Here is a 17803-nt window from a genome sequence, read left to right on the forward strand (position 1 = left end):
TTTCTCATTTTTAATGGTTATATTCCTTTATTCTTCCGTAAATAGGAAGAGAAAGAAGGGGGAAATTCCCCCATACTTAAATATTTTGGACAAGGGAAAAGACTTTCCTCGGTCTCCCCCGCTCGCCGGATTGAGCTTCACCACTTTGTTCAACAAGCCCAACCTTTTCCATCTCATTTAGAATTCTTCGACCATTCCGCTCTGTGCTTTGCAACCAACGCGAAAGGTCTTGCGATGTGAAGGTCGATCTTTGATAGTGATGTACATAAGAGATAATTTTTGAAACAACACCAGGACTTAGTGGCGCACCTTTTAACTTCTCGGCCCACTCATGACCAGCCCCTACCGTTTGATAGGTAATCTTAGCCCCTTGCTGTTTAAGTGTGATTTCTTGATATTCATCTACAATTAAAAGCGTAGGTTCATCAAAAGATTTATAGTTTCTAAAGCCTAGTCGGACATTTTGCTCCGCCTGTGACACGGTTTCACCAATACCAATTGCGATGTTCACCTGACTAGAGGTTTGCAATTCAACGTTTTGAATAAGGGTAAATAGTTCCTCTTCTACTTCTGCCCCCATCTGACCTCTCGTCGTAAAGATGAAGAACAAACCGTCGCCTAGTTGCATCAGTGAACCACTTGTTTTCTCAGCTATACTGAGCAGGAACCTTTTTAAATCCAGCTCCTGATGTTTCATCCGAAACGAATAGTGAAGTTCTTCAAGCTTATCCAATTCAAAATCAATCCGACATCCAATTGTCGCCACCTGTGCATTACGCAAGCGCTTCGACTGGGCCCGTTCTTCAAGAAATTGAAGAATGAGTTTAATAGATAAATAGGAAGGCGTTACTCTGAACACCGGGACCCCTAATTCTTTTAACTGCCTGTATACGGTCTTAATAGAAGTAATCGCAACTTCTGTTTTGCCGTCTTGATATAGAGTAGCGTGGAAGTCTACTAGTTCATCGGAGTACTGATACCCCTCAAATGGATGGTTGTAATACGTTAGTGATTGAAGGTCATAATAGGAAAGAATCTTATCAATCTCTTCATCCGTAATCGTATCAATGCTCACTTTCTCAAAGACTTTCTTACGCGTTAGCTGCGCTTCTAGTAAGATCCCGAAAAAGCTAGAACCATGAAGAGGTGGGTAACTTCCTTCTTCTGGCGTGATTAAGTTTTTCTCATAAGCATACGTATAATTGAGGATTCCGGAGAAAAACCATTGATCTACTTCATATCGATGAGCCGATAAAATGGCTTCTACATCAGATAATTGTTCGTAAGCATAAGAAACGACTTCGATTCCTTCAAATTCATCTGTTACATATAAAATTTGCTCAAGAGAGTCCGATGGCGCGATGACTCCGATCTTGGTTTTCACATTCATCACCTGTCTCTACTTTTAAGTATTCTGCTATAATATGGCTTCCTTTTTCTAAATCGGCCATAGTGGCATATTCTGCAGGATGATGACTAATCCCTTCTTTACACGGAATGAACAGGAGTGCTGATGGCCATCTTAATGCCATGTTCATCACATCGTGCCCCGCTCCGCTATCCATGCTTAGCACCTTATAGTCTAGAGACTGACAAATCGAATGAAGTTGATGCTGCATCGATCCGTCTAAGGTAACCGAATCGTTATCGACAGCGACTTCTATATGGAAGTTCACCTTGCGTTTTGCTTCGATCTGCTTACAATACTCCCTGATATCTTCTGCGAGGGTTCGCTTCGCCGTGTCGTCTACGCTTCTGATATCAATGCCAACCTGGACTTCTCCTGGAATAACGTTCATGGCATTTGGCTGTACATGTAATGTACTAACCGTTGCAACAAGTTGCTTCTCGAGTGTGTCATTTCGTTTCAAAGCCTCTTCTTCTACAAAAGTAATAAGAGGAGCTACTGCCGCTAAAGCATCCTGGCGCTTATGCATAGGCGTTGTACCCGTATGGTTCGCCATACCTTGAGCGGTAATCTTCAAACGAATCGGACAAGCCACACCTTCTACGATACCTATGTCTGCGTTATGGTCTTCTACTTGTGTACCTTGTTCAATATGGAGTTCTAAGAAGCTCTCTAAAAAGGAGGCTGGCTTCTCTGCTTGATCGATCGTCTCCCAGTTCAATCCAAACGATTCACAAACTTCTTTGACTGTATGCCCGTCCTGATCGGGTACAGCTGCTAAGTCAGCCTTATCAAGCAGCCCAGATACCGCTTTACTTCCTATTGTAGATACACCGAATCGGGCGGATTCTTCAGAAGCAAAGCAGATCACCGCAATATTTTTGTTAGGTGCGACGCCCTGATCTTTCAATTGTTTCACGGCCGCTAACCCCGTCAGAACGCCAGCGACCCCATCATACCCTCCGCCGCCATGGACGGTATCAAGGTGTGAGCCTACTGCAATCGTCGGTGCATCTTTTCCTACTACCCACGTTGCCCATTGATTTCCGGCTTCATCTTGCTCTACGGTAAGCCCAAGTTCTGTAGCAACACTTCGGAAAGCTTCGTGAGCCTTAGCTTCTTCAGGGCTATAACTAAGCCTTGAAAATCCATTCGGTTGGTTCATATCACTTGTCGTGTTCAATTTTTTTAACGTATCACTTAACCAATCCTGCACATGTATGACCCCCTTTAACAATGTTGATGTATGTCTCTAACGCTACTGGTAAAACCTCTTCGTCAAAATCAAAAGACGGATGATGATGACCGAAGGCTAACGGTGTCCCAAACAACATATACGTAGCGACGCCACCATGTTGTTGCACCTCATTCACCATAAAGCTTGCATCTTCAGAACCGGACACTCCAGCAACAGGAAGGATCTCTTGAATCGCCGCACTCCCTATACACCTAGCTTGAACGGCATCCACCGCTTCTTGGCTACATTCAAAGGAGGACGTTTCTCCAACTTCCTCGATCTCCGTTGAGACATCATATAAATCTCCAACAGATTTAATGATTCGAGTCGCTTCAGTGTGGACAAAATCCTGAATCGCTGCTGTTTCTCCTCTTGTTTCAAGTTCTAAATAACCACGATCAGCAATTACATTTCTCCCTGCTCCTGCTTGCAGTTTACCAACGTTGATCCTAGATGCCCCTGCGCTGTGTCGGGGTATGGTGTATAGCTGAGTAGACGCAGTTGCTGCGGCTAAGAGCGCATTTTTACCCTCTTCAGGGTTCATCCCCGCGTGAGCTGACCGTCCTTTGTACGTTACGTTTAATTTCGAAGAGGCTAGGAATCCTTCGACAGAAGCAGCAATTGTTCCTACCGGCAAAGAGTGGATCCCGATGTGACCGGTATAAAACTCATCCACATGTTGCAGCCACCCTTTTTTGTCCGTCATTGCTTTTGCCCCTCTTCCTCCCTCTTCTGCTGGTTGGAAAAGAAGAGTAAATGCACCTGATAAGGATTCACGATGTTCTCTAATAAAATGAGCCAGCGCGATCCCAATTGCCGTATGTCCGTCATGACCACATGCATGCATGGCACCGTCTACCTTTGAGTGAAATCCTTCTTTAAAGGGGATGTGCGCGGAATCATGGGTTTCCTGAATCGGGAGAGCATCGATGTCGAAGCGAAAAGCGCTATGTTTACCAGGCTTTCCGGTATCCCAAGTAGCAACAATCCCTGTGTGCCCACCTTTCATCAGTTCCATCCATGTAGGTTCAACGCCCCATTCTAGAGCCTCAGCTTCATGCTTCTCTAACTCTTGTGTTGGAGGCACGCCTTTACGCGACTCAGATCGTAGCGCTTGTTGGCCGATGTGTAACGTAAAGCCCAGTGCTTCTAGTTCTTTTCCGATTGTAAAAGTCGTTCGATATTCCAGGAAGCCAAGTTCAGGGTGCTGATGAAGCGTGCGCCGCCATTTTTTCAGAGTGGTCGTTAACGATTCATCATTCACTTGTTTCACCTTCTTGTAGATGAACGAGTGTGTCACTGGCCACTTGGGCGAGCATTGCGCTTCCTGAAGAGAGAGCCTTTTCATTTAACATGAAACCTGGATTATGAAGGCCCATTTGATCTTCTTTCGAATCAATTTGCGTTCCTAACCAGATAAAAGCGCCCGGGTAACGATGTAAGAACCTGGAGAAGTCCTCTCCTGCTAATACAGGATCGACCGTTGGAGTTGAATCTGGACCTAGAATCTTCTGAGTGGAGTTCCGAGCGACTTCCGCCCATTTCGGCGTATTAATGGTAGCAGGGTACCCATCTAAGTACGTAATGTCCACTTCTCCTTCGAAAGCTTCCGTAACATTTTCGACGATGGAGTGAAAACGTTGCTTCACTTTTTCTTTCACGGAAGGTTGATACGTACGAACTGTCCCTTCTAACGTGACTTTATCTGCGATCACATTATGGGCGTAGCCCCCGTGGATGCTTCCAACCGTTACGACTGCCGATTCAATTGGGTTGACGTTTCGACTAACGATCGTCTGTAGACTTGTGATAATTTGGTTGGCAATAATAATCGCATCATTTCCGTCCTGCGGCATGCTCGCGTGTCCGCCTTTACCTTTAACGGTGATCGTGAATCGATCTGATGCCCCCATCATTTCTTGATCTCGAATCCCAACTTCGCCTACAGGAAGACTTGGCCAAACGTGTTGTCCGTAAATCACATCTGGCTCATACTCATCAAACACACCGTCTTCCATCATCTGAGCCGCTCCTCCTGTTGGAGAATTCTCCTCAGCCGGCTGAAACACAAGAAGGACAGTACCAGCTAGCTCACTCTTACGCTGATTCAGTGCATAACCTGCACCAAGCAACATAGCCGTATGGGCATCGTGTCCGCATGCGTGCATAACTCCATCTGTTTGTGACCGAAAATCATGATCCGTCTGTTCCGTAATAGGAAGAGCATCGATATCCGCTCGTAAAGCAACTGTCTTTCCCGTTTGCTGCCCTTCAATAATGCCTAATACACCCGTATTCGCATAGCCCGCTTTAAACGGAATACCGTATTCCTTAAGCTGATCTTGGATGAAACGAGATGTATTCCACTCTTGTGTACTTAGTTCAGGGTTCTGGTGTAAATATCGACGAAACCCAATGATATCGTTTTCAATCGATTTTATAATTTCTTGAAACGTAGCAACCATTCCGACACTCCTTAATTAAGGACATATTCCTTAAATGTTCCTTAAATTGATGTTATATAACACTATAAGGGAAATCAGACGATCTGTCCATGTTAATATTTGAGAATTCAGATATTTTTACATTTATTTGGTATTTCAGGGTGGGATGGGGGGACAGGTTCATCGTCCCTTCGCATTACGAAATATTTACTTACAGCAAGCTCTTGGGGAGGACGGACTGTTTCTCTGACGTTTCTATTAACTTATTAGCTAAAAGGTCATTGAAGAAGCCGATCTGTGACCTTTTCGTAGATTAACACCCCAAAAACGTCATAGAAGCATTAAATCAGTGACGTTTCCCCATATGAACAGCCTCACAACGTCACTGACCCCTTCTTTCTGTGACGTTTTACCCGATATCGTGCTAAAAAAGGGCATTGATCAAATTTAGGACAAAATAAAAACACAGAAGTCGCTTCCGAAGAAGGACTTCTGTGTTTTTATTTCGAAAGGCGAAGGGACGCAGTACCTGTCCCCCCGGTCCTACTCAATCGTTTCGATCTTGTAAATGAAGTAATAGTGTTTGTATAAAGCAAGCAAGATCATGAAGATCCTGGCTACCAAAATATCTACCATAATGAACGAAGCAATTATAAAACTATCTGCAATAATGTTAATCCGGATCTTTTCTTTCTTTGTCAGGCCTTTCTTTTGAAGAAAAGCTAAGACATATTTTTGATAAACCGTTGTGCTTTGAAACCAGTTTTCGATACGCTTTGAACTTTTTGAAAAACAAAAAGCCGCAAACAAGTAGAAAGGGCCGCCCGGTAGTACAGGGAGGATCGTACCTGCAATGCCAATACCAAGTGACAGGATACCTAGTAAAGCAAAGACGATATTTTTTATATGTTTAATAGTCATCACCTTTTATTCATCAACGAATTGTTCTAACTCATTATTTGTATTCAATAACCCAAATAAATTGTACGACATATGAGATGAATTGTAATGATATAAGATTACAATTAGGTGAACTTCACAAAAAATTCAGCGCAGCTCCTTCCCAATTAAGGGATTGACACAATCCCCCGCAAACAAAAAGAAAACCTCCTCATTAAGAGAAGGCTTTCTCAGTTTTATTAACAATTACGCTGCTTCTGAAGGCGTTTCTTTCGCTCCTCTTGTCTTCCAACTAACGAAGAAGGCAAGAACAAGAAGCACAAATGCACTAGCAACAAAGAGGAAGTTCGATTCAAATAGGCGAATTAGATTTCCTAAAATAATTCCTACAAATCCGAAGTCAGCGTCTCCGAACGTTGTTCCTTCAAATCCAAGAGAGCCGAGTACTGGCAGTAAGAGGGCTGGAAGGAAGCTAATGATCGCACCATTTGCAAATGATCCAACTACTGCACCGCGTCGACCGCCGGTAGCGTTACCGAACACACCGGCCGCTGCGCCCGTGAAGAAGTGTGGCACTAGCCCTGGCACGATGACCTTCAGGCCAAGTAGCGGCAGGAAGAACATGCTGAGTAGACCAGCTACGAAACTCGTTAAGAAACCGATAATAACCGCGTTACTCGCGAACGGGAAGACCGCTGGTGCATCAAGAGCTGGCTTCGCGTTTGGAACAACCTTGTCCGCAATACCTTTAAAGGCTGGAACAATCTCAGCAAGTAACATACGCACACCTTGCAAAATGATATAAACACCAGCTGCGAATGTAAGACCTTGCATGAAGGAGAAGACTAGGAAGTTCTGTCCTCCACTTAATTCTGTTTCGATAAACGCAGGTCCTGCGAATGCTGCAACAACGAAGAACAAGACAACCATTGTTAGGGAAACGGACACAGAAGTATCGCGAAGGAAGCCAAGGGACTTCGGAACTTTAATCTCTTCTGTAGATTTAGAGTTTTTGCCAATGCGCTTTCCGATGAAAGCGGAAACAAAATATCCTGTAGATCCGAAGTGACCAACGGCAAAGTCGTCTGATCCAGTGATCTCTCTTGTGTAAGGTTGTAAGATCGCTGGGAATAGTACCATCAATGAACCGAGGATAATAGATCCGATAATGACAAGAGATGCTCCCGATAAGCCGCCTGTTGTTAAAATAACTGCAATGAGGCAGGCCATAAACATTGTATGGTGACCTGTAAGGAAAATGTACTTAAATGGCGTGAAACGAGCGATTATAATGTTCGCTACCATTCCAAATAACATGATCATCGCTGTCTCTGTACCGAAACTTTCTTGAGCCATAGCGACAATCGCTTCATTATTTGGAATGACTCCATTTACACTGAATGCATGATCAAACATGGCACTAAACTGCGTTAATGACTTAATAAGAAATTCTGCACCAGCCCCAAGAATCACAAACCCCATGATTGTCTTTAGCGTCCCTGATAACGTGTCAGCGAAATTCTTACGCTGAGCTACTAGACCAATGAGGGCGAACAGCCCAACCAGGATGGCGGGCGTTCCCAGAATATCTTTCATAATTAAATCGATCATAGTCTATCCCCTCCTCTTGTTTACCTGTCTCTAGATGTTTTGCTCTAACGCTTCTCTTAGTTCGTTCTTGTCCATTAGGTTCTTCAGTTGAACAACATTTTTACTACCATCGTCTAAGCTGCCAACAATATCTTCAGATCCAAGGTATAGGTCTGCTGGCTCTGATTTTGCAGAGGAAAGGTCCGTGTGAGATACTTCTGCTTCTTTGTTAAGATCTTTCAAAATGCTTTTTACGTTCATTTCTACAATCATGCTGCTTCCTAATCCATTACCACATACAACTAATACTTTTTTCATTTGAAATCCCTCCAAGTTTTTTTATACGTGCGAATAATTGTTTACTAAGCTTAATACATCATCTGTGTTTTGAGCGTTCAATAATTGTTCCATATTCTCAGGCTCCGACAGCATTGTCGTGAGCTGAGACAGAGCGGTTAAATGTGTTTCGTTGTCAATTGCAGCCAACACAATAATGAGGTTCGCCTTGTGTTTTTCCTGGTCTGAAAAAGGTACCGGTTCATCGACTTTTAATAGGCTCATCCCCAACTGCTCTACTCCTGCTTCTGGGCGAGCGTGTGGGATGGCGATTTTAGGCGCAATCACGATGTAAGGCCCTAATTCGTTTACGTTATCAATCATGGCATCGATGTAGCCTTGGCCAATCTTTCCACTCTCAAGAAGCGGCTGGGATGCTTTCGTAATCGCTTCTTCCCAAGTGGATACGGATGATTCAAATTGAATCGTATCTGACGTAAGCAATTCATTTAACATAGGTTTATAATGCTCCTTTATCGAAAAGGTCTGATGGGCCTGATAAGAGAGAAGCTGCTGCTTTAACGCATGCTCATCATGCACCGTGGCATGCTTCTTAATGACCGCCATCAGCTCATCTGTCTGATCCATTTCCCCAGGGGCGTCCTGAAGCCGATGATTCAATTGCTTCAAAACGTATTCCTTGTCTGCGTCTTGAAGAAGAGCCGGAACATGAATGACAGGTGTTTCTTTTTCTTTTAAGAAATTCGTTGCAAAGATGACATCCGCTCGTAATGTTGTGTCCTGGTATTCCCGGAAGGAAAGTGTGGCGACAACATCAATCCCGGTCATCATTGCTTCTAACTGAGCTTTCAACATGTTCGATGTTCCAATGCCGTTTTCGCAAACAATAATCGCTTTGTATTTCTTCTCAATCGTTTGGTCTTCCTTTGAAAGCCAACCGCCAAAGTGCATCGCGATATAAGCAATTTCTTCATCTGGTATGGCCTTTTCCATATAACGCTCCAAGTGAATGATCGAGCGCTTGGTCAGTTTGAAGATCTCTTGATAATGTTCCTGGATGTGCTCAGAGAGCTCGTTGTTAGAAGGAACATCGTACTTCAAACGGTAAAAAACCGGTTTCAAATGCAAGAGTAAATTCGCTTCTAATTGATCGCGGTGTTCGAATAATACGCAAGAGTACACTTGAAAGTCATCAACCATGCTACGAATCACTCGTTTTAAACCTGGCGCCTCCGGATCCTCGTATGGAGAAGAAGGCGGTTCCTGATGCACTTTCGAGCTTAAGAGATTCATAGACAGAAAGCCTATCTCATCCTCTGAAAGTTCTGCATACCCTTCAGCGTGTAGTTGTTCACTAATCCGCCCCGCAGCAGAAAACGCTTTCGTTTTTGCTAATGCTTCACGTTCATCTTCATCTAACTCGATCTCCTGACCATGTGTAAGCCTTTCCAAAGAAATGATAATTTGCATAGATAGGATCGTAATCATTTCATCGGTGAACACGAGCCCTAGCTCTTTCTCAGTTTCATATAAGACTTTCTTTAAGAAAGGAGTCAGCTTCGTCTGATCAGGTGACATGGATAACAGAATCTCATACGCTTCACTTCTGATCCCCTGCCATTTCTCATCGGTTTTCACCGAAACTAAAATGTGGGAGAGAAGCTGGCGCTTGTGCAATTCCTGTCCTTCGAGGTAGTAGCCCTTCGTCTTCGAGTACCGAAGATCGAGCCTATGTTCCGAGAAGTACTCTTTTATCTGATCAAGGTCTTTACTAATGCTGCCACGGCTCATTTGCGTATGATCGATGAGATCTTTCATACGGATGACCGAAGTATTGGTTAGCAAGTATAAGAGGAGTAATACCTTCCTCTCTTCCCTGGATAACCGATAATCCCAGCGGTCAGAAAGCTTAATCTTCTGAGGAATCTGAGTTTCTGTTTTAGCGGTGAGGAAAAATCCCTTGCCTCTCTCCCGCTGAATGCCCTCAAGATCCTGATCTTCGAGCCAATCGTTAATTTGTTGAATATCATAATAGATGGTACGAGCCGAAACGCCCATTTTCTTCTGCAACCATTTTGTTGAGATGGGTGTATCTGACTGGTACAACTGCGTTAATACATAAGTTCGTCGTTTATCTAAAACCATGTCCTGCTCTTCACCTCCGGATGATGAAGTTTGCAAAATGTTAATTCAAAGTCATCATGATGTTGAATACAAACTTAGTATAACCCCTATATATTAAACGTGAAAGGGGTTTCACTGTATAACAACTGTCATAGTGAAGTTTGCAAAATTGAACAGTTAGGGTGGTTTTTGAGGAAAAGCCGCGTCATGGAGAGTGGTAGCGGGGGGAATTGGCGGAATATTTGATCAAGGGTTACTTGGGTGGTTTTGGGTTTTGTTACAGAAATTGAATGGGCCAGGGGGACTGGACCAGGGGGACAGGTACATTGTCCCTCTCTTACGTTTCATCACATTTATAGTCCCAAAAGGTAAGAGATAAGAGTTATCTGTGACGTTCCATCAGGATTTCGGCTTCAAAAGGTTAGAGAGAAGCACGATCAGTGACGTTTTCATTGTTTAAACGTAGTAAAAGGTCATAGACCCACATGATCAATGCCTTTTGCATCACCCATATCCCAAAAACGGCACAGAACCCTTCAATAGTTAGGTCTCCCGCCCTGATAAAACTTTCCTTAACGAAAATAACCCTCTCTTGATCAAACGTTTGATCAAGAGGGTTCCTTATCATAAATCACCACAGGAACAATGGACCACGGGGACAGGACCCTTGTCCCTACGTTACACGCAACTATAAAAAGGAGCTCCCCCCTAATGGATGAGCTCCTTTTGCTTAAACACTTTTACTTAAAGATTAGCACCTTACCAACTGTGCCATCATCACTTTGACCAATTACACGGAATTTCAAGCCGTATTCTGGAACATTCCTACCTGCATCAATTAGACCTTTATTGGAATAATCTGCGCTGTCATCGAACAATGGAGTTCGTTTAGTATGATTATCCTTTACAGTAATACCATATAGTTCAGTGTAATCCAAAAACATTTTTTCTGTTTTCTCTAAACTAAATGCAGCGTCGTGAACCTGATAACGAGTTGATGCTACTGTATCATCACTCCAGTACAACGTTTTCTGGTCCGCATCTACAACACCAACAAATCCATCCCCAGGATGAACGCCTGTCCAGTTGTTATCGTAAGCTTTATCCACATACCAAACAACTAATCCACTATCGAAGGACATTAGGCTGGCACCTCGGCGAATATTTGCTAAGCCTTTATCCACATCATTGTGAGATCTCCACTCTAGCAAGTAATAATGTTCACTCAAGAAGGTACCGTTATCCTTTGTAAAGCCGTTTAGTTCAAAGCTTGAATCTCCTTCAGCATCATCTGAAATCTTCTCTTCCCCATCGACTGTCAGAGTAATATCATCTGCATAGAATCCAGGATTGGCTACATATCCATCCGTCCAGTAATTCAGTTCTAATACTACTTCTTGCCCAGCGTAGGCAGATAAATCAAATTCCGCATTTACCCAGCCATCGGAAGAACCTGTGATACCATGACCAGGGTTTTGACCATAGCCCCAAGGATCTTCACTAGTTGTGATATTCCCTTCAACAGCTTCTCCATTTACTTTCACAGAAGCGTAATCCCAGTCTTGCTCAATATCATACCAAGCTTTAAACGTTAACTCAGCATTTGTCGCTCCTGTTAAATCAACAGTTTGTGTCATAGAGTTGTCCAGTCCATTCCCACTACCACTAAAGTACTCATATTCACCGCTAGTAGGAGTGTTCACAACATTCACCTTATCAGGAAGATCAACGCGAACCGCATCGTTGTTCGTACCTTTCGTAACCCCTTCATCTAGTAGAACAGCGGTACCTTCTGATGTAACATCCTCCGCATCAAGGGTCGTTCCCGATAACCAGTTCCCACCATGATTAGCTTGAAGCATTTCTTTCATATAAGGGCTAAAGCCTGTTGGCATTGTCCCCGGTAACTTACCTGCCCAGCTACCACTTGACATAATAGACCAGTAGCTTACTGGCTCCCCTTTACCTGTGTACTGAGTGTCGTACTCATCAGGAAGTCCGAGATCATGTCCAAATTCATGAATAAAAACTCCAACCGCTCCATCTTCAGGTTCGATTGTGTAGTCATAAGCTCCAAGCACGCCGCCAAAGCGGTCGCTGTTAGATGTTCCACCTGGTACGGCCACAATACTCTCACCAAAATTCCAGCGGTGTGACCAAATCGCATCTTTTCCTAAAGTTCCCCCTCCAGCTTCTTCACCTACACCAGCATGAATAACCATTAAGTGGTCAATGATTCCATCCGGCTCTGCATAAACACCATCACCATCGTAGTCATAGCGATCCCAAACATCATATTCACTTAAATCAACATTTGGATCTGCCCCTGCTGCGACAAGTGCTTCATAGACTAACGAACGAGGTCGGGCATCATTACCATCAGGCGCAGGATCATTACCACCGTAATAGGCCGCTGGCTGTGATGCTGTATACCACCCTGCAACTTCTCCATCTACCGTGTAACTTCCACCTGACTGCTTTTCATAATATTGTTTCATAGACACATAATTTTCACCTTCAGGACCCGTCCAGCCCTCTTCTCCAAAGAGCATATCTTCAAAATGTTTGTTTGGATATTCATCATAATACATATCTGTCTCTGCAGGAGTAATAGAGCTCGTTGGATAGTCAGGGAAATCAATGGCTAAGACCAGGACTTTGTCAGAGCGTACCTCTCCGTTATAAGCTTCCTCTTCTACTGAATCTACCTTGTTCTTCTTGGCTTGACCAAGTTTATTTCCTTTCCCATTTGTTAAGCTATTTGATGAAGCTTTTTGTTCTTTTAGAGGAGTTCCCAAACTACCTGGCAACTTTTCTTCTTTCTTATTTTTCGCTGCTTCACTCTTGTTTTCTAAGAATTGATTCAATACTTTCTCAGCTTCTGAAGGGCTCGCATCATTTGCTATTTTCCCTTCTTCCTTCAACATCTTAATTAAGCGTTCATCATTAGCGATGGCCACGTCAAAAGGAGCACCACCATGCACATGGGACTTATGTAACTCCTGATGAAGGTCTGATGTGGTTTGCGCCACTACTGAGGAACTTAATGGACCCACCGTTAATGCTAACGCCAAAGCAGAAGTAACCAGTTTACTCTTTTTCAAACTATCTCTTCCCCTCTCAAATTTCCGTGATAACATTACTATACTCTAGTATTCTGATTAATCAATATATTCTACAAAAGTAGAGATAGGCTTCAAAATTTCTACATATAGTTACAAAATCACACTTTGGACCTGGACCAGAGGGACAGGTATCTTGTCCCTCTCTTACCTTTCACTAGATTTATATCAAAAAAGTTGAGAGATACTAGCAATCGATGACGTTTTGCTAGTATTTCGGTCCTAAACAGTCAGAGACAAGCCCTATCTGTGAAGCTTCCATTAATCAAACGAACTAAAACGTAAGAGAACCACGTGATCTATGACCTCTTGACCTGCCCGCACCCCAAGAAGGTCACAGAAGCCTTAAACATAATAGATCTCCCCCCTGTGAAAGGCCTCTTTAACGCAAAAAACCTCCCTTGATCAAACGTTTGATCAAGAAAGGATTTTATCATAAGTCACCGCGGGACAAGGAACCCGTCCCCAAGTCCCGCTGTGTCCCCAAGTCCCGCTTTTACCTCACAACAGCTTGTTTGGTTTTAGACTTACCCACTGTCCCCGCCTCCGGGTCGTGCACGCCATGACGATAGAAATCAGCATGAATCGGCTCAAGTGGCTTACGTCCTAAAATCAGGTCAGCAGCTTTCTCAGCAAGCATCAATACTGGTGCATGAATGTTGCCGTTTGTTACGTAAGGCATAGCGGATGCGTCGACTACGCGTAAGTTCTCAACTCCGTGAACTTTCATGGAATGCGGATCTACGACAGCCATTGGATCTGTTGCTGGTCCCATTTTGGCTGTACAAGACGGGTGAAGGGCCGTTTCGGCATCTTCTTTTACCCACTCTAAGATCTCTTCGTCTGTTTGCACAGAAGGGCCAGGTGAGATTTCCCCTCCATTGTAGGTTTTCATAGATGGCTGGGCCATAATGTTTCGCGTCACACGCACAGCTTCAATCCACTCACGTCGGTCTTGTTCCGTAGAAAGGTAGTTGTATACCATGCTTGGGTGCTCTTTTGGATCTTTGGAACGGATCTTTAATGACCCGCGAGCATCGGAATACATCGGTCCAACGTGTACCTGGAAACCGTGCTTCGTTGCGGCTTTTTGGCCATCGTAACGGACAGCTACCGGAAGGAAATGATACATCAGGTTCGGATAGTCCACGTCTTCATTCGAACGAACAAATCCTCCGCCTTCGAAGTGGTTCGTCGCAGCAGGTCCTGTACGTCCGAACATCCACTGCAAACCAATCCAAGGCATGCGCGCTTTATTCAAGTTCGGCTGTTCCGACACCGGCTCTGGGCACGTGTACTGGATGTACGTTTCAAGGTGGTCCTGCAGGTTCTCCCCTACTCCCGGAAGATCAACAACCGGTTTAATGCCAAGGGACATTAGGTGATCGGCATCCCCCACACCTGAAAGCTGAAGCATCTGCGGCGTATTAATCGCACCGCCTGAAAGGATGACCTCTCCTGCTTTTACTTGATGAGTCTGGCCATTTCGGAAATACGTTAAGCCTGTAGCTTTTTTCCCGTCAAAATCAATATGCTTAACAAACGCACGTGTTTTAACCGTTAAATTCTCACGGTCCATCACCGGGTGTAAGTAAGCACGGGAAGCTGACATGCGCTGTCCCTTATATACGTGCTTATCAAACGGTCCGAATCCTTCTTGGCGGAACCCGTTCACATCAGGTGTTCTTGAGTAGCCTGCTTCAACACCTGAGTCAAAGAACGCCTGGAATAGAGGATTCTTGGCTGGTCCGCGTTCTAATTTTATAGGACCGTCATGGCCACGCATATCATCATCTGGTGAAGCTAGTGCATTTTCTAAACGCTTAAAGTACGGAAGGCAGTGTGCGAAATCCCACGTATCCATCCCCTCGTCTGCACCCCAGCGCTCATAGTCTAACGGATTTCCACGCTGATAGATCATACCGTTAATGGAACTAGAACCACCAAGAACTTTTCCTCTCGCATGCTTGATGCGTCGGCCATTCATATGCGGTTCAGGATCGGATTCGTACTTCCAATCGTACAAGCTTTTCCCTGCAGGAAACGGCAAAGCCGCTGGCATCTGGATTAGAAGATCCCATGAATAGTCGCTACGTCCCGCTTCTAAAATAAGAACGCTTTTCTTCCCATCTTCACTTAGGCGGTTACCGAGCACAGAGCCTGCACTCCCGCCCCCAACAATTACAATATCGTATGCTTCTGTCATATGTGTTCCTCCTTGATGAATTTTTTCTTCCTATATAGTTCACATGATTATATTTAAATAGATTAGAACCAGTTGATCGGTTCAGGATTAAGGTTTTGGAAAATATGCTTCGTTTCCGTATATTCTTCAAGCCCTAATTTGCCTAGCTCGCGTCCAATACCAGACTGCTTAAAACCGCCCCACGGTGCATGAGGAAAATACAGATTGAAGTCATTAATCCAAACCGTTCCCATGCGCATCTTCGCGGCACAGCGTTCTGCTTTTCGCGTGTCGTTCGTCCACACACCGCCAGCAAGTCCATAGATGGAATCATTGGAGAACTTAACGGCTTCTTCTTCTGTGCTGAATTTTTCAACCGTGATAATGGGACCGAATGCTTCTTCTTGAACAACGGTCATGTCTGAGGTGCAGTCCGTGAAGATCGTAGGCAGGTAGAAGAACCCTTTTTGCAACTCAGGATCTTCTGGGCGTTTGCCGCCAACGGCCAAGGTTGCACCTTCTTGAATCCCTGCTTGTACGTACTGTTCAACTTTTTGAAGGTGTTCTGCTGAAATGAGCGGCCCCATTTGCGTATCTTCATCAAAACCGCTGCCAAGCTTGAACTTCTTCACCCGCTCTACAAGCGCTTGTACGAATTCATCGTGAATGCTTTCTTCTATAATTAACCTCGTGCCAGCGGAGCAAATTTGTCCGGCGTGGAAGAACACACCGTTTAATGCCTGGTCAACGGCTGTTTCAAAATCAGCATCAGCGAATATGATATTCGGATTCTTCCCACCAAGCTCAAGCGCAAGTTTCTTCACGTTTGAACTTGCCGCTTGCATGATCTTCTTCCCGGTCACAATTCCGCCTGTGAAGGAAATAAGATCGACATCCTCATTCGCAGATAGCTCCGCTCCGATTGTGCTTCCTGCACCAAGAACGAGGTTGGCAACACCGGCAGGAACACCTGCTTCTTCGATTAGTTGAAACACTTTCACTGTCGTAAGTGGTGTAATTTCACTTGGCTTCATAATTAACGTATTGCCCGTTGCAAGGGCGGGAGCTAATTTCCACGAAGCTTGAAGTAAAGGATAATTCCAAGGTGTAATCTGTCCGCACACGCCTACTGGTTCACGCACAACTTTACTAATGGAGTTTGCAACTGGTGAATCAATCATTTCCCCGCCATCTTTATCTGCAAGTTCTGCATAATAACGAAAGACCCCAGCGATATCCTCCATGTCGCCACGACTTTCTTCTACTGTTTTTCCAGTATCGAGTGACTCTAAGTAAGCTAGCTCTTCTTTATCTCTTTCAATGAATTCAGCAATCTTACGCACGATCGCCCCACGCTCTGTCGCCGGGGTTGAAGCCCATTCTCCGTTGTCAAAAGCTGCTCTTGCCGCAGCGATCGCTTCTTTTGCTTCCGTTTCATTACCTTCCGGAACCGTCGCAATGACTTCCTGATTATATGGATTAATGATCGTACGCGTGTCGTCTGAGTCCGCGCCAACCCATTTACCATTTATATAATGTTGCAGCTTTAGTTTCAGATCCAATCCAATCAACTCCTCAACTTTATTTTTGTCATCTATATTAAGTTTATTAAATATTTATTTAACGTTTTTAACAGTAACACTACTTTTAATATCTGTCAAAATAACTTCTTGGTTACAATTTCTAGAAATAAGAAAATTGGGCCGAAACCTTACAGGGACTGATACGGGAATTATCCTATTTTCTTAAAATCACGTTTTGCATTTGACATTTAATCTGAACGCGTTAACATAAAGTTCGTAAAGAATATTTGAGAATTATTTAATACAAGATATTTTGTTGAAGGAGCGACCCGATGAGTGAGTCAAATGAAAGGCCACAACTCAAAATAGAAGAAGCAAAGGATAAAGTCATGGGTGCGATTGCAGAAACGATGGATTTATACGGGGTCACCCCGGCGGCTGCGAACCTTTACGCGACCATGTACTTTGAAGGTCAGATGACACTTGATGAGATGCGCGCGGAACTTGGAATGAGTAAGCCAAGTATGAGTACAAGCGTCCGCAAGCTTCAGGAAATTGAAATGGTGAAAAAAACATTTACACGCGGTTCAAGAAAGCACACGTACGCCGCGGAAAAAGATTTCTTCCATTCCTTCATGGCTTTTTACTGCCAGATGTGGGAACGCGAAGTAAAAACAAATCTCGGGGCGATTGAATCAGCTCAGGAAGATTTTGTAGAAGTTATGAAAGATTCCAGCAGCACGCCAGATATTGTTGCAAAAGCGAAGGAATACTACGACCAATTGGAAGAGTCAAAAACGTATTACCATTGGCTTGGTGAACTAGCGGAAAGCATTCGAAGTGGTGAGATCTATAATTTCTTACCGAAAGATCAGAAAGATTAAATAAAAAGTTCGGGGCACCTGTTATATGACAGACGCCCCGTTCTCAACATGTTCCACTCTTACATAAAAGAGATGGCTTCGTTTTGTAC

The 17803-nt window shown here is 44.0% G+C and carries 12 protein-coding genes; 1 reads left to right on the forward strand and 11 read right to left on the reverse strand.

Annotated elements, in window-relative coordinates; translation table 11 throughout:
• Positions 1-76: 76 nt before the first annotated feature.
• The 11 genes from N780_RS09895 to betB form a co-directional block, all read right to left on the reverse strand.
• Positions 77-1384: a hypothetical protein gene (locus N780_RS09895; protein ID WP_036783350.1), complete on the reverse strand. Its 1308-nt coding sequence runs from the start codon at positions 1382-1384 to the stop codon at positions 77-79.
• Positions 1341-2624 (reverse strand): M20 family metallo-hydrolase, encoded by a 1284-nt coding sequence (locus N780_RS09900; RefSeq protein ID WP_052114994.1) that lies wholly within the window; start codon positions 2622-2624, stop codon positions 1341-1343. Before N780_RS09900 ends, N780_RS09895 begins: the two co-directional genes overlap by 44 nt.
• A complete protein-coding gene (locus N780_RS09905) occupies positions 2605-3909 on the reverse strand; it encodes an amidohydrolase (protein ID WP_036783180.1) in 1305 nt (434 codons plus the stop codon). The genes N780_RS09900 and N780_RS09905 overlap by 20 nt, the downstream gene beginning before the upstream one ends.
• On the reverse strand, positions 3902-5110 hold the full coding sequence (locus tag N780_RS09910) for a M20 metallopeptidase family protein (RefSeq protein WP_036783184.1): 1209 nt from the start codon (positions 5108-5110) through the stop codon (positions 3902-3904). The genes N780_RS09905 and N780_RS09910 overlap by 8 nt, the downstream gene beginning before the upstream one ends.
• Before the next feature lie 522 nt (positions 5111-5632).
• Positions 5633-6010, reverse strand: coding sequence for a YbaN family protein (locus N780_RS09915; RefSeq protein ID WP_052114995.1), 378 nt, complete (start codon positions 6008-6010; stop codon positions 5633-5635).
• 225 nt (positions 6011-6235) lie between these two features.
• Positions 6236-7600, reverse strand: coding sequence for a PTS ascorbate transporter subunit IIC (gene ulaA / locus N780_RS09920; RefSeq protein ID WP_036783188.1), 1365 nt, complete (start codon positions 7598-7600; stop codon positions 6236-6238).
• Positions 7601-7630: 30 nt separating this feature from the next.
• The gene (locus tag N780_RS09925) at positions 7631-7897 is read right to left on the reverse strand and encodes a PTS sugar transporter subunit IIB (protein ID WP_036783189.1); all 267 of its coding nucleotides are present in this window, start codon (positions 7895-7897) and stop codon (positions 7631-7633) included.
• Positions 7898-7918: 21 nt separating this feature from the next.
• Positions 7919-10021 carry a BglG family transcription antiterminator gene (locus N780_RS09930; protein ID WP_036783191.1) on the reverse strand — a complete coding sequence of 701 codons (2103 nt, stop codon included), beginning with the start codon at positions 10019-10021 and terminating at the stop codon, positions 7919-7921.
• Positions 10022-10740: 719 nt separating this feature from the next.
• On the reverse strand, positions 10741-13140 hold the full coding sequence (locus tag N780_RS09940) for an immune inhibitor A domain-containing protein (RefSeq protein WP_052114996.1): 2400 nt from the start codon (positions 13138-13140) through the stop codon (positions 10741-10743).
• A 478-nt stretch (positions 13141-13618) separates the two neighbouring features.
• The gene (gene betA, locus N780_RS09945; protein ID WP_036783202.1) at positions 13619-15328 is read right to left on the reverse strand and encodes a choline dehydrogenase; all 1710 of its coding nucleotides are present in this window, start codon (positions 15326-15328) and stop codon (positions 13619-13621) included.
• Positions 15329-15390: 62 nt separating this feature from the next.
• Positions 15391-16863, reverse strand: coding sequence for a betaine-aldehyde dehydrogenase (gene betB / locus N780_RS09950; RefSeq protein ID WP_036783360.1), 1473 nt, complete (start codon positions 16861-16863; stop codon positions 15391-15393).
• Between the two features lie 299 nt (positions 16864-17162).
• Between betB and cudC the strand changes: the two genes are divergently transcribed.
• Positions 17163-17714: a choline uptake/conversion transcriptional regulator CudC gene (gene cudC, locus N780_RS09955; protein WP_036783204.1), complete on the forward strand. Its 552-nt coding sequence runs from the start codon at positions 17163-17165 to the stop codon at positions 17712-17714.
• The last annotated feature ends 89 nt before the right edge of the window (positions 17715-17803 follow it).

Source organism: Pontibacillus chungwhensis BH030062, from assembly GCF_000770675.1.
In the GTDB taxonomy this organism is placed as follows: Bacteria; Bacillota; Bacilli; order Bacillales; family BH030062; genus Pontibacillus; species Pontibacillus chungwhensis.